This is a genomic window from Mumia flava, assembly GCF_002797495.1.
In the GTDB taxonomy this organism is placed as follows: domain Bacteria; phylum Actinomycetota; class Actinomycetes; order Propionibacteriales; family Nocardioidaceae; genus Mumia; species Mumia flava.
The window spans coordinates 739396-752406 of record NZ_PGEZ01000001.1; the positions used below are offsets into that span (position 1 = coordinate 739396).

The following is a 13011-nucleotide window of genomic DNA, read 5'->3' on the forward strand; positions in this document are numbered from 1 at the left end:
CTTCTCCAGCCTTGCTCAGTCGGGGCGTGCGCGGTCGCTGAGCCCGTGCATGAGCACGTAGCACCCCGGGATCCGCGGGGCACCGGTCCGTGCGTAGCGGCGCTGGTAGTCGCGTGGCGTGCACCCGACCAACGCCCGGAACGTGCTGCTGAACGATCCCAGGCTGGTGAACCCGACCTCGTGGCACACCTCGGTGACCGTGAGGTTGGTGGCGCGCAGGAGATCCTGCGCCCGCTCGATCCGCCGCTCCCGCAGGTACTGCGCGGGCGTCCGGCCGTACTCTGCGGCGAAGGTGCGGACGAAGTGGTACTTCGAGACCCTGGCCGCGCGCGCCAGGGCGTCGAGGTCGAGCGGCTCGGCGTAGCTGCGGTCCGCGAGATCGCGCGCACGGCGCAGACCGACGAGCAGGTCGAGCGGCGGGCGGCGTGCGGTCACGGAGCCCACCCGGCCCATCCGCCGGTGACCGCTGTGGCCGTCACCCGTCCATCCGCCCGGTCTCGTAGGCCCACATCGCGATCTCGACGCGGTTGCGTGCGCCCAGCTTCGCCATGATGCTCGCCAGGTGCGTCTTGACGGTGCTGAGGCTGATGTAGAGCTCGTCGGCGATCTCGGCGTTCGTCCTGCCCCGCGCCACGGTCAGCAGCACGTCCTCCTCGCGCTCGGTGAGCGGCTCGGTCGGCTGCATCGGCGGTGTTCGCAGCGGAGTCTCCACGAAGGCCGACAGCAGCCGCGCGGTCACGCTCGGCGCGATCAGGGCGTCGCCCGCCACGGCGGCCCGTACGGCCTGGAAGAGCAGCGCGGGGCCGGCGTCCTTCAGCAGGAATCCCCGTGCGCCGGCCTTCAGGGCCCCGTGGACGTACTCGTCGACGTCGAACGTCGTGATCACGACGACCGGCAGCGGGTCGTCGACGTCCGGGCCCGCCAGGAGGCGCGTGGCCTCGATCCCGTCCAGCCGGGGCATCCGCACGTCGAACAGGCAGACGTCGGGCCGGAGCTCCCGCGCGAGCGCGACGGCCTCGACGCCGTCGACCGCCTCGCCCACCACCGTGATGTCGGGGTCGGAGCCCAGGATCATCGCCAGCCCCGTGCGGACGAGGTCCTGGTCGTCGGCGATGAGGACGCGGATCGTCATCCTCGGCCCCCGTTCCGCGGCAGGTCCGCGACGACCGTCCAGCCGGCGACGGCCCCCGGCCCGGCGGCGAGGCTGCCGCCGAGGAGCGCGACCCGTTCTCTCATCCCGAGCAGCCCGTAGCCGTCGGGCACACGCGTGCGGGTGATGACCTCGCCGTCGTCGGAGACCACGAGACGGACCTGCTCGGAGGTGCCGGTGACGCGGACCTCGACGCGGCTCGCGTGGCGCGCGTGGCGCAGCGCGTTGGTCACCGACTCCTGCGCGAGCCGGTAGACGGCCGCCTCCACCGACGGCCTCAGACCGACGAGCTGCCCCTCGGCGACGACCTCGACCAGCGGCGGGCCCGCGACGGTGCGCGCGAGCGCGTCCAGGTCCGCGATCCCGCGCTGGGGCGTCCGGTCCTCCGCCTCGTGCTCGCGGAGGGCACCGACCATCACGCGCATCTCGGTGAGCGTCCGCGACGCCTCCTCCTCGATCACCTCGAGCGCCTCGCGGGCCGCGGCCGGGTCGGTGGTCGCGACCACCTGGCCGGCCTGCGCGCGGATCGCGATCGCGGACACGTGGTGCGCGACCGTGTCGTGGAGCTCCCGGGCGAACTCCTCGCGCTCACGCAGCCGGACCTGGTCGATCTCGCGCGTGCGCGCCGTGGAGCGGTAGCGGACCGTCGCCCCGAGCACGCAGGGGAACAGCAGCACGAGGCAGCCGGCGATCGAGTCCACCACGCCCTGGTAGTCCAGCGCGAGCCCGAGCCCCGCGGCGACTCCCATCACCACCAGCCCGCCGAGCCTCTCGCGACCGGAGCCCCAGCGGAACAGCGCGTACGCGAGGATCAGCACCGCCGCGACCGCGTACAGACCGACCTGCGCCCGGGTCGTCGCCAGCGAGATCACGTCGACCGCGATCACCGGACCGAACGCCAGCAGGACGCTCGGCAGCGGGTGGGTGCGGCGGAACATCAGCGCGACCGCGACGAGCAGCCCCAGGACGATCGAGACGGCCCGCGCCGGCACGTCGGGCCGCAGCGACCCCTCCGCCGCGACGGCGACCACCATCGCGCCGGAGACGAACCAGTCGCGCGTCACCCGGCGGGGCGCGCCCGGCGCCCGGGGTTCGGTCCACCAGGAGCGGACCACGTCTGCCATCACGCCCTCAGCGTAGAGAACACCGGACGCTCGCGGGTCCCTCTCGCGGCCACGTGGCGCTCGGCCGATCGGCCGAGGCGAGACCGGCCTCGTTGCCGATGTGGCACCAGGCGCCGCGTCGCCACGATGAGGCGTCGGCACCGCGACCACCCGGTCCGTCCGCCGCCGACCAGGAGGAGGAGCTCGCCATGTCGTCTCGTCTGTATCGCTGGGGTCGGTTCGCGGCCCGTCGTCCCTGGGTCGTGGTGTCGACCTGGATCGTGGTCGCCGCGGCGGTGATCGTCACCTCCGGTGCCGTCGGCCGGGACCTGGAGGACTCGTTCGACGCCCCCGGGCTGGACTCGCAGAAGGCGGCGGCGATGCTCTCCGCCGCAGGTGCGGACCAGGCGGGGGTGACCGCCCAGGTGGTCGTGACGCCGCGCGGCGGCGCCGCCATCGCCGACTCGCCCCAGACCCGTGAGGCGCTCGACGCGTTGCGCGGTCGGATTCTCGCGCTGGGCTCGGTGCTCGACGTGACGGACCCGCTGGCCGGCCAGAGCGGCGGGATCTCCGAGGACGGGCGCATCGCCCTGATCCGGGTGCAGTACCCGCCGGTCGACGACCTCCGTGCGGCGGACCTCGACGAGCTCAAGGGGATCGCCGACGGTCCTGAGGCCGAAGTCCTCCAGATCGAGATGGGCGGCGACCTGTTCTTCGCCTTCGAGGAGCCACCGACGGGAGTCGGCGAGGTGGTGGGGCTGATCGTCGCCCTGCTCGTCCTGCTGGTGGCGTTCGGCTCGATCGTCGCTGCCGGTCTCCCGATCGGGATCGCCCTGACCGGGCTCGCGGTGAGCACGAGCGCGATGACGCTGGTCGCGTTCCTGATCGACGTGCCGAGCTGGGCGCCGGTGCTCGGCGGGATGATCGGGTTGGGCGTCGGCATCGACTACGCGCTGTTCGTGGTGACCCGGCACCGCGAGTTCCTCGCCCGCGGTCATGCGGTCGACGAGGCGGCCGGACGCGCCGTCGCGACCGCCGGACGGGCCGTGCTGGTCGCCGGCGGCACCGTGGTGATCGCGATCCTCGGTCTGCTCGTCGCGGGGATCCCGTTCGTGACCGCCGGCGGCGTCGCGATCAGTCTCATCGTCGCCGTGATGGCGCTGGCCGCGGTCACGCTGCTGCCCGCGCTGCTCGGGCTGGCGGGCCATCGGATCGGCCGCGGTGGCGTGCGCAGGCGCAGGGACGCGGCGACGCACCCGAGCGTCGGCGCCGGCTGGTGGCGCTGGGGCGGCCACGTGTCGCGGCACCCCCGCGCGTACGTCGTCGGTGCCGCCGTCGCGCTGCTGGCGCTCGCCGCGCCGGTGCTCTCGCTCCAGCTGGGATTCCCCGACGACGGAACGTACCCGGAGTCGCGGACGGAGCGGCGCGCGTACGACCTGGTCGCGGACGGGTTCGGCCCCGGCAGCAACGGTCCGCTCGTGATCGCCGTCGACACCGCCGGCGACCCGGCGGTGCTGGAACCGCTGCGCACGGCCGTGGTCTCCGACCCGGGGGTCGCCGCCGTCGCACCGGCGCAGCTGCACGGTGACACGGGCGTCGCCACCCTCGTCGCCTATCCGACGACCGGACCGCAGGACGACACCACGCGTGCCACGATCGACCGGTTGCGCACCGAGGTGTTCGGGCAGGTGCTCGACGGCGACGCGCACGCCCACGTCGGCGGGCAGACGGCCGCCTTCAGTGATCTCGGCGACCGTGTCCAGGAGCGGCTGCCGTGGTTCGTCCTCGCCGTGGTGCTGCTCTCGTTCGTGCTGCTCACGGTGATGTTCCGGTCCGTGCTGGTCCCGCTGAAGGCCGCGGCGCTGAACCTGCTGAGCATCGGCGCCGCGTACGGCGTGCTGGTGATGGTGTTCCAGTGGGGTTGGGGCCTGGGTCTGATCGGTGTGGAGACGACGGTGCCGATCGTGTCGTTCATCCCGCTGTTCATGTTCGCGATTTTGTTCGGCCTGTCCATGGACTACGAGGTGTTCCTGATCTCGCGGATCCGGGAGGAGTACCTCCGCACCCGCGACAACGGGCGGTCGGTGATCGTCGGGATCGCGCGTACGGCCCGGGTGATCACCTCGGCCGCGCTCATCATGATCTCGGTGTTCCTCGGGTTCGCGATGGGCGCGGACCCGGTGGTGAAGATGATGGGCCTCGGCCTGGCCACCGCGATCCTGATCGACGCCACGGTGGTGCGGCTGGTGCTCGTGCCCGCCGCCATGACCCTCCTCGGCGAGCGCACCTGGTGGTTGCCCGGCTGGCTCGACCGGATCCTGCCGGCGAGCGACGGCACGCACGACGCGGACGACCCGGCCGGCGATCACGCCGACGAGCGGCCGTCGCCGGAGCCGGAGCCGGAGCCGGAGCCCACCGGGGTGTGATCCCGAGGGACGGCGGGGATGCCCTCGGGTCCGGCACCCCCGCCGTCCGGCTCAGAAGTCGCGTGCGTAGACCGGGTGCTCGGCGCCGACCGCGAACGCGACCGCGACCAGCGCGAGCGTCGCGACCATCAGCACCACGTCGGCCGGTCCGACGTGCAGGTACGCGAGCCTGATCCGGCGTCCCGCGGCACTCTCCCCGGCGAAGGTGAAGCCGCGGGTCTCGAGCGCCTCGACGGTCGTCCTGGTGCGCTTCGCGGTGTTGAGCATCATCGGGTAGAAGCCCTGGACCAGGGTCGTCGCGACGCGGACCGGCACCTTGAGCCGCCACCAGCCACGCCGCTCGAGCGGGGCCGTCCGTAGACGCTGCCCGTCGACGATCGTGTGGAACTCGTCCATCAGGATCGGCAGCATGCGATACCCGTAGCTGACCCCGAAGCTCAGCATCGCCGGAGCACGCATGCTGATCAGCGCGTCGGAGAGCTTCTCGGGATCGAGGGAGACGAACGCCGCCATGCTCGCGAGCGAGACCGTCCCGAGCTTGAGCGTGAGCGTGAGCAGCGAGACCACCGTGTTCACGTCGCCGTCGAAGAACCAGGCGACGATCAGCAGGTAGGTGGTCTCGGTGAGCAGCCCGAACGCGAAGAGCCCCAGGATCAGCGGACCGACCCGGCACGCCAGCACGGTCGCGGCGCACATCCCGAACAGCACGGCCAGCGTCGTCACGTTGTGGGTGAGCCACGGGACGATCGCGAGCACGAGGTACCAGCAGACCACGACCCGCGGGTCACGCCGGGCGAGCAGCCCGCCCCGGGTGGCGTACGCCGTGCGCAGCAGCTCCAGCTTGACCCACTCCACCGACAGCACGTCGCGGTGCTTGCGCACGGCTCAGCCCTCCCCGATCGTGGCGAGCACGCTCGCGCCGGCGTGCTCGAACGCGCCGACGAACGCGTCGACTCCCAGGGGCGGCGGGTGGATGCCCATCGCTCGCCCGAGCTCGGTGATCTGCGGCGGCACCAGATTGACCGTCTCCAGCAGGTCCGGGGTGTCGAACAGCTCCGACGGCGTCAGGTCGGCCAGGACGCGCGCCTGGTGCAGCACGATCACCCGGTCGGCCCACTCGGCGACCAGGTGCATGTCGTGGGTCGCGACCACGACGCAGCGGATGTGCTCGGCCAGCATCTGCAGCATGGCCGTGACGTCCTCGCGGGTGCCGACGTCCAGGCTCGCGGTCGGCTCGTCGAGGAGCAGGAGCCGGGGCGTCGTCGCCAGCCCGATCCCGAGCGTCGCGCGACGCTGCTGTCCGCCCGACAGGGTCCGGCCGTCGCGGTCGGCGAGCTCCGCCAGCCGCAGGCGTACGAGCACGTCGTCGACGATCGCGGCGGCGTCGGGTCGGCCGCGACCCGTGGGGAACATCGCGACGTCGTCGCGGATGCAGTCCTTCAGGAACATCTGCTCCGGCCGCTGGTACAGGTAGCAGACCCGGTCCGCGAGGTCGACCGGACGGGTCGCGCGCGTGTCGGCGCCGTCCACCGTCACCGTGCCGGCCCTCGGCACCATCAGCCCCGTCAGCAGCCGCAGCAGCGTCGACTTCCCGGCGCCGTTCGAGCCGACCACCGCGATCCGCTCGCCCTCGTGGAGGCTCAGGTCCACGTCGTCGAGCACGCGAGACGTGCGGCCGTGCACGTCGCGGTAGCCGTGGGTCACCCCCCTCAGCGTGGCGACCGGGGCACCCGAGCTCGGGGGACCCGCGTCCGCGGCCGCAGAGCCCGCGATCGGCGGCGCGCCCGCGGCGCCTACCCCGGCGGAACGCAGCGCCGTCGCCGCCTCGTCCACCGACAGCGGGACGGGGGCGTGCGGCACGAGCCGCGCTGTCGCCTGCACGACCTGCGGTGCCGGGATGCCGTGGGCAGCGAGGTCGGCCGTGCTGGCCAGCGCCTCGCGCACGCCACGGTGCCACCGGACCCGCCCGTCGGCCATCAGCACCACGCTGCGGGCGTAGCGGGCGACCAGCTCGGCGTGGTGCTCGATCACCACGACCGTGGTGCCGCGCTCGTTGATCCGGGCGAGCATCCGGTAGGTCTCCTCCGCACGGGCAGGGTCGAGCTCGGCCACCGGCTCGTCGACGACGATCACCTCGGGCCGCATCGCGAGCACACCGGCGAGCGCCGTGAGGTGCTGCTGCCCACCGGACAGCTCCCACACGAACCGGTCGGCGATCGCGGCGATCCCGAGCGTCTCGAGCGCGGCGGCGGTCCGCTCGGCGTGGTCGGCGAGCCCGTAGTTGACCGGGCCGAACGCGACGTCGTCGCGCACGGTCGGCCGTACGAGCTGGTTGCCGAAGTCCTGGTAGACGTAGCCGACCAGCCGCGACAACGCCGCGACCGACGAGCCGGCGACGTCGTGTCCGGCGACGCGGACGCTCCCGTCGACGTCGCCGGACCAGAAGTGCGGAACCAGCCCGTTGAACGTCTTGCACAGCGTCGTCTTGCCCGAGCCGTTGCCGCCGACCACCGCGACGAAGTCGCCGGCCTCGATCGTGAGGTCGACCCCGCGCAGGGTGTCCTCGTCCGCTCCGGGATAGCGGAACCGGAACCCGTCGACCTCGATGACCGGGTCCGTCACCGCTGCCGTCCGACCTCGTCGCGCCGTTCCTGGGCCACGATCCGCGCCGTGATCACGATGCCGATCAGCACGATCGCGCAGACCGCGACCGACACCCACAGGAAGCTCAGGCCGTACTGGTCGAGGAAGTCAGGCTCCCACGAGCCGTACGCCATGTCGGCGGCCTCCATGAACGCGAAGACGGCCGAGGCGAACATCAGCAGGACGGCCAGCGCGATGAAGGCCGCACTGGAGCGCGCGAGCCCGGGCGTGCGGCGGGCGGGATCGCGCGGCGCCATGCCCATCAGCGGCTCGATCTTGCCGTACAGCCGCGGCGCGAGGTAGGCGGCGGGGATCGCTCCGAAGAGCACGCCGCTGATCACGAAGTCGGTGGTGAAGGCGATCCCTTCGAGCATGAGGATCGACTCCGGGAGACCGTCGACGTACTCGGCGTCCTCGACGCCGACCCACACCTTGGTGAAGTCGACGATCCCGCCGACTCCCTTGTCGATCAGGACCGCGATCATCGCCGCGGACGCGACCTGCCAGCGCTTGCGGGGGTCGCGCACGAGCGAGCCGGCGACATACAGCCCGAGCGCCATCTGGAGGTAGCCCTCGACCTCGCCGATGCCCGAGAAGTTGCCCATCAGGAGATCCACGAACACGATCTCGCCGAGCGGGGCGCCGAGCGCGGCGTAGAGCGGGTGGAAGAGGCTCACCATCAGGACGGGGACGAACGCGAGGTACGACACCGACAGCTCGACCGGGCCGACGGTGATCTCGGGGAGCACCTCGGTGACGATGTTGGCGAGGCCGAACAGCGTCATCGACAGGACGAAGACCATCAGCTTCTGCGACGAGGTCAGGTCGGGGGCAGGTTCGCGCAAGCGCCTGCGGGTGGTGGTGGACTCGGACATCGGAATCTCCTGGGGGTCTGGGTCGGACGGGTCGTACGGCGGGTGGCGGGTGGTCGTGCGGCGGTCAGGGCGCGTCGGCGGCGCTGCGCAACGCGTCGTGCACGTCGGTCATCGAAGCGAGCAGCAGGTCAGGACGGTGCTCGCCCAGAGACGCGGCCAGGGCGTCGCCGTCGGGGGCACCACCGCGTACGACGACCGTGGTGCCCACGCCCGCAGCCCGGGCGGCGGCGACGTCGCGCCACGGCTTGTCGCCGACGAACCAGCAGTCGGCCGGGTCGACGTCGAGCGCACGGACGGCCTCGGCGACGATCGCCGGGTCGGGCTTGCGGCGGCCGACCTCGTCGGAGTAGAGGTGCACGCCGATCAGGTCGGCGACTCCGGCGCGCTCCAGCCGCTCCCGACCGCTGCGGCCGCAGATCGTGTTGGAGACGACGCCGACCTTGACGTCGTTCGCGCGGCACCAGCGCAGCAGGTCGGCGACCCCGTCGCGCAGCCGGGCGGTGCTCTTGGCCCGGGCGTAGCGGTGGTTCAGGTCCTCGGCCTCGGCGAGCAGCCAGGAGCGCGCCCCGGCGTCGAACCCGGGAGCGACCATCTCGCCCCAGAACGTCCGCGCGTCCACCTCGTACGCGACCGGGGTGCGGTCGACGGTGTCGGTCTCGGCGGCCTTGTGCTCGGCGTACGCCTCGCGGCCGCGCGCCAGCGCGTCGGCCATCGCGAGGTCCGGGACCTGGTGCCCGGCCGCACGCAACCGGGCAGCCGTCTCGCGGGCGAGCGCCGCGAGGCCGTCGGTCCGCTTCTCCGACGTGGTCAGCACGCCGCCCTGGTCCAGCAGCAGCGCACGCGGGCGGCGGCGCGGGGCAGCGGCAGGCGCGGACGGCGGCGCGGTCGCTGCGGTAGCGTCCGGTCCCCCGGCGTCCGGTCCCCCGGTCGAGGGTCCCCGCGGCGCGGCCTCACGCAGGACGGCCACGAGGTCGGCGGGCGCGTCGACGACGAGGTCGGCCGTGTCGCGAACCCCGAACGGCGGCGCGTCGGTGTGCTTGCTGCGCGTGAGCAGCACCGCGCCGACCCCGGCGCGCCGGCCCGCCTGGACATCGCGGTCCTGGGTGTCGCCCACGTACCAGCAGTGCTGCGGCACGGAGCCGAGCGCACGGGCGGCACGCTCGATCATCTCCGGGTTCGGCTTGCGGACTCCGACCTCGTCGGAGTACAGCTGCACCGCCACGAACCGCTCGAGCCCGTGCTCGCGCATCAGGCGGCGGTGGGCACGACCGGCGTGAGCGTTGCTCACGATCCCGACCCGGATCCCCGCCTCGCGCGCGGTGCGGAGCAGGTCCTCGGCGCCGTCGCGGACCAGGTGATCGTTCAGCAGCGGGTTGATCAGCTCCATCAGCCGCGCGCCGGCGGCGGCAGCGGTGGCGCGCACGGGCTCCGACTGGTCGGCGAGCAGGAACTCCTCCCACAGCATCCGGTGGGTGAGCTCGGCCGGTCGCTGGGTCCGTCCCATCGCGTGCTTCCAATGGGTCAGGGCCTTCGTCCCCGCGCGCATCGACTCGGCGATGTCGTCGACGGCGACGGCGTGGCCCGCCCGGCCGAGCACGTCGGCGACGAGGGCGGCCGCATCGGTCATGCCCTCCGGGCGCTTGCGGGTCTCGAACACGACGCCGCCGAAGTCGAGCAGCAGCACCTCCGGCCGTACGGCGAGCGCCGGCGGCACGAGGGACGCGTCCTCGTCGGCCGGCCGCGGGGAATGCGGATCGGCTGGGGGCCGCAGCGTCGGCGGCAGGTCCGTGGTGGTCACGATGACCACGCTGGTGGCCACCGGTGAACGTGACCGGCCCGGACGGTGTCCAGCAGGTGAACGATCTGGAACGTTCCAGGAATCCGCGCCGTGACCATGGGCGGGGGCGAGGGCCGCGAGGCAGGATGGGGGCGTGACCACGAGGAGCCGACGGCCCACGATCCGCGACGTCGCCGAGCGCGCAGGCGTCTCCAAGTCCCTCGTCTCGCTCGCCCTGCGCGACGACGCGGGCGTCAGCGACACCACCCGGGCCCGGATCAAGCAGGCCGCAGCCGACCTCGGCTACCGCTCGAACTCGCTCGCACGCGCGCTCGTCCAGGGCCGGACCGGGCAGGTCGGCGTGGTGGTCACCGACCTGACGAACCCGTACCACGCCGAGGTCGCCCTCGGGGTGGAGGACGCGGCGACCACGGCCGGACTGACGACCCTGCTCGCGAACGGCCGACGCGACCCCGGTCGGCTGGCCGCGCACCTCCACACGTTCCTCGAGCTCAACGTCGACGGCCTCGTCGTGGTGAGCTCCCGCGTCGAGCCGGAGGTCCTGTCCTCGGTCGCGCGCGAGGTCCCGGTCACGGTCGTCGGACGACCCGAGTCGCTGCCGGCCGGCGTCGACAACGTCGCCGGCGACGACCGGCACGGCGCCCGGCTCGCGACCGAGCACCTGCTCGGGGCCGGCCATCGACGGATCGCGTTCGCCACCGCCTCGACCCGACCGGCAGCGCGGGCGCGCCGCGCAGGCTACGCGGAGGCGATGCGGGCGGCCGGACTCGGAGACGGGACCGTGCACGTGGTGGGCGACGACGCCCGGGACGACTCGATCGACGCCGTGCTGGACAGCGACGCGACCGCGGTGTTCGCGAACCACGACCTGCTCGCGGTCGACCTGCTCGACCGCGCCGTCGACCGCGGGATCGCCGTGCCGGAGCGCCTCGCGGTGATCGGGTACGACGACACCGATCTCGCCGCGCGCGTACGGCCCCGACTGAGCAGCGTCGACCAGCGAGGTGCAGCACTCGGTGGGACCGCGCTCGACCTGCTGCGCGAGCGAGCGGGGGGCCGGTCGGAGGACCGCCACGCCGTCCTCACCCCCGTGCTGCGCGTCCGATCGTCGAGTGCCTGACGGTCTTCGTAGCCGGCTGGGCGGGTGCCGGTCCGGAGACTCCCCAGCCGGCTGGGGAGTCCGCAGCTCGCCTCCGATGGCGGGCTGCCCAGTTGGCTGGGGAGTCCCGCACTGGACGCGGGAAACCTCCCCAGCCCGGTGAAGGCTTCCCCAGTTGGCTACGAAGACCGCCCGGGCGGATCCGCCGGGAGACCGTCGGGGGACGCGCTGGGGAGTCCGCAGCTCGCCTCCGATGACGGGCTGCCCAGTTGGCTGGGGAGTCCCGCACTGGACGCGGGAAACCTCCCCAGCCCAGTGAAGGCTTCCCCAGTTGGCTAGGAAGACCGCCGGGGCGGATCCGCCGGAAGACCGCCCGGGCGGATCCGCCGGGAGACCGTCGGGGGACGACCGGCTGGGGAGTCCGCGAGGCGGTCAGTCGCGAGACTCCTCGGAGCGGTCGCCGGCCCAGAGCGTGTGGAACGTGCCGGGCTTGTCGACCCGGCGGTACGTGTGGGCGCCGAAGTCGTCCCGCAGCCCCTGGATGAGCGCCGCCGGGAGGCGCTCGGCCCGCAGGGCGTCGAACGACGCGAGCGAGGTCGAGAACGCCGGCGCCGGGACACCGAGCCGGGCGGCGGTCGCGACGACACGCCGCCACGAAGGGAGCCCGTCCGCCACCGCGTCGCGGAAGAACGGCGCGACGAGCAGCGAGGTCAGGTCGGGGTCGGAGTCGTACGCCTCGCGGATCCGGTCGAGGAACCGTGCCCGGATGATGCAGCCCCCGCGCCAGATCGTCGCCATCGAACCCAGGTCGATCCCCCATCCGTACTCGTCGCTCCCGGCGCGGATCTGGTCGAAGCCCTGCGCGTACGCGAGCACCTTCGACGCATAGAGCGCGCGTCGCACGTCCTCGACGAAGCGGTCGGCCTCCTCACCGGCGAGCGGGGCGGAGTCAACGGCCGGATCGACCTGCGCATAGGCCGCCCGGACCGCCTCACGCTGGTCTGCGTGCCCGGACAGCGACCGGGCGAATGTCGCCTCCGCGATCGCGGTGACCGGCACGCCGAGCTCGAGCGCGTTCTGGACCGTCCAGCGGCCCGTGCCCTTCTGCTCGGCCTGGTCCAGCACGACGTCGACGAACGGTCGGCCCGTCTCCGCGTCGGTGTGGCCGAGCACGTCGGCGGTGATCTCGATCAGGTACGACTCGAGCTCGCCGCCGTTCCAGTCCGAGAAGATCTCGGCGATCCGCGCAGGATCGGCGCCGGTGCCGTGCCGCAGCAGGTCGTACGCTTCCGCGATCAGCTGCATGTCGGCGTACTCGATGCCGTTGTGCACCATCTTCACGAAGTGGCCGGCGCCGTCCGCTCCGACGTGGGTGCAGCACGGGGTGCCGTCGACCTCGGCCGCGATCGACTCGAACATCGGCCCGAGGGTCTCGTACGCGTGGTCGGATCCGCCGGGCATGATGCTCGGGCCGTGCAGCGCTCCCTCCTCCCCGCCGGAGACGCCCGAGCCGACGAAGTGCAGGCCGTGCTCGCGGAGCGCGGCCTCACGGCGCCGGGTGTCCAGGAAGTGGGCGTTGCCGCAGTCCACGATCACGTCACCCTCGTCGAGCAGCGGCACCAGCTCGTCGATCACGGCGTCGGTCGGCTCACCGGCCTTCACCATCACGATCACCGAGCGGGGGCGCTCGATCGAGGCGACGAAGTCGGCCATCGACTCCGACGGCACGAACGTCCCCTCGTCGCCGTGCTCGTCGACCAACGAGCGCGTCCGCTCGTACGTGCGGTTGTGCAGCGCGACGGACCAGCCGTGACGCGCGAGGTTCCGGGCCAGGTTGCGACCCATCACCGCGAGCCCGGTCACCCCGATCCGCGCGGTCGCCTGCGTGTCGTCCATCGTGCACCTCCGACGTCCTCG

At 73.0% G+C, this 13011-nt stretch carries 10 protein-coding genes; 2 read left to right on the plus strand and 8 right to left on the minus strand.

All coding sequences use genetic code 11. The features are described 5' to 3' along the window. Nucleotides 1-15 precede the first annotated feature (15 nt). The 3 genes from CLV56_RS03545 to CLV56_RS03555 are packed head-to-tail and all read right to left on the minus strand — an operon-like array spanning nt 16 to nt 2274. A complete protein-coding gene (locus CLV56_RS03545; RefSeq protein ID WP_245857572.1) occupies nt 16-435 on the minus strand; it encodes a helix-turn-helix domain-containing protein in 420 nt (139 codons plus the stop codon). A gap of 40 nt (nt 436-475) precedes the next feature. Next, nucleotides 476-1132 carry a response regulator gene (locus CLV56_RS03550; protein WP_039345587.1) on the minus strand — a complete coding sequence of 219 codons (657 nt, stop codon included), beginning with the start codon at nt 1130-1132 and terminating at the stop codon, nt 476-478. Next, nucleotides 1129-2274 carry a sensor histidine kinase gene (locus CLV56_RS03555; protein ID WP_039345590.1) on the minus strand — a complete coding sequence of 382 codons (1146 nt, stop codon included), beginning with the start codon at nt 2272-2274 and terminating at the stop codon, nt 1129-1131. The genes CLV56_RS03550 and CLV56_RS03555 overlap by 4 nt, the downstream gene beginning before the upstream one ends. 188 nt (nt 2275-2462) lie before the next feature. Between CLV56_RS03555 and CLV56_RS03560 the strand changes: the two genes are divergently transcribed. After that, the gene (locus CLV56_RS03560) at nt 2463-4679 is read left to right on the plus strand and encodes an MMPL family transporter (protein ID WP_100415025.1); all 2217 of its coding nucleotides are present in this window, start codon (nt 2463-2465) and stop codon (nt 4677-4679) included. A 51-nt stretch (nt 4680-4730) separates the two neighbouring features. Here the strand turns inward: CLV56_RS03560 and CLV56_RS03565 are convergent, their stop codons facing one another. From CLV56_RS03565 to CLV56_RS03580, 4 genes are all read right to left on the minus strand, one after another. Continuing rightward, nucleotides 4731-5561, minus strand: coding sequence for an energy-coupling factor transporter transmembrane component T family protein (locus CLV56_RS03565; RefSeq protein ID WP_039345592.1), 831 nt, complete (start codon nt 5559-5561; stop codon nt 4731-4733). A gap of 3 nt (nt 5562-5564) precedes the next feature. Continuing rightward, the gene (locus CLV56_RS03570) at nt 5565-7301 is read right to left on the minus strand and encodes an ABC transporter ATP-binding protein (RefSeq protein WP_100414392.1); all 1737 of its coding nucleotides are present in this window, start codon (nt 7299-7301) and stop codon (nt 5565-5567) included. Then, complete coding sequence (locus CLV56_RS03575) at nt 7298-8197, minus strand: DUF8171 family membrane protein (protein WP_039345595.1); 900 nt, start codon at nt 8195-8197, stop codon at nt 7298-7300. Before CLV56_RS03575 ends, CLV56_RS03570 begins: the two co-directional genes overlap by 4 nt. A 64-nt stretch (nt 8198-8261) precedes the next feature. Then, nucleotides 8262-9995: an HAD family hydrolase gene (locus tag CLV56_RS03580; protein ID WP_170224753.1), complete on the minus strand. Its 1734-nt coding sequence runs from the start codon at nt 9993-9995 to the stop codon at nt 8262-8264. A 133-nt stretch (nt 9996-10128) separates the two neighbouring features. On the opposite strand from CLV56_RS03580, the gene CLV56_RS03585 reads away from it, so the two are divergent. Then, nucleotides 10129-11115 (plus strand): LacI family DNA-binding transcriptional regulator, encoded by a 987-nt coding sequence (locus CLV56_RS03585; RefSeq protein ID WP_039345598.1) that lies wholly within the window; start codon nt 10129-10131, stop codon nt 11113-11115. 411 nt (nt 11116-11526) lie between these two features. Here the strand turns inward: CLV56_RS03585 and gndA are convergent, their stop codons facing one another. Continuing rightward, the gene (gene gndA / locus CLV56_RS03590; protein ID WP_039345599.1) at nt 11527-12990 is read right to left on the minus strand and encodes an NADP-dependent phosphogluconate dehydrogenase; all 1464 of its coding nucleotides are present in this window, start codon (nt 12988-12990) and stop codon (nt 11527-11529) included. Nucleotides 12991-13011: the final 21 nt, after the last annotated feature.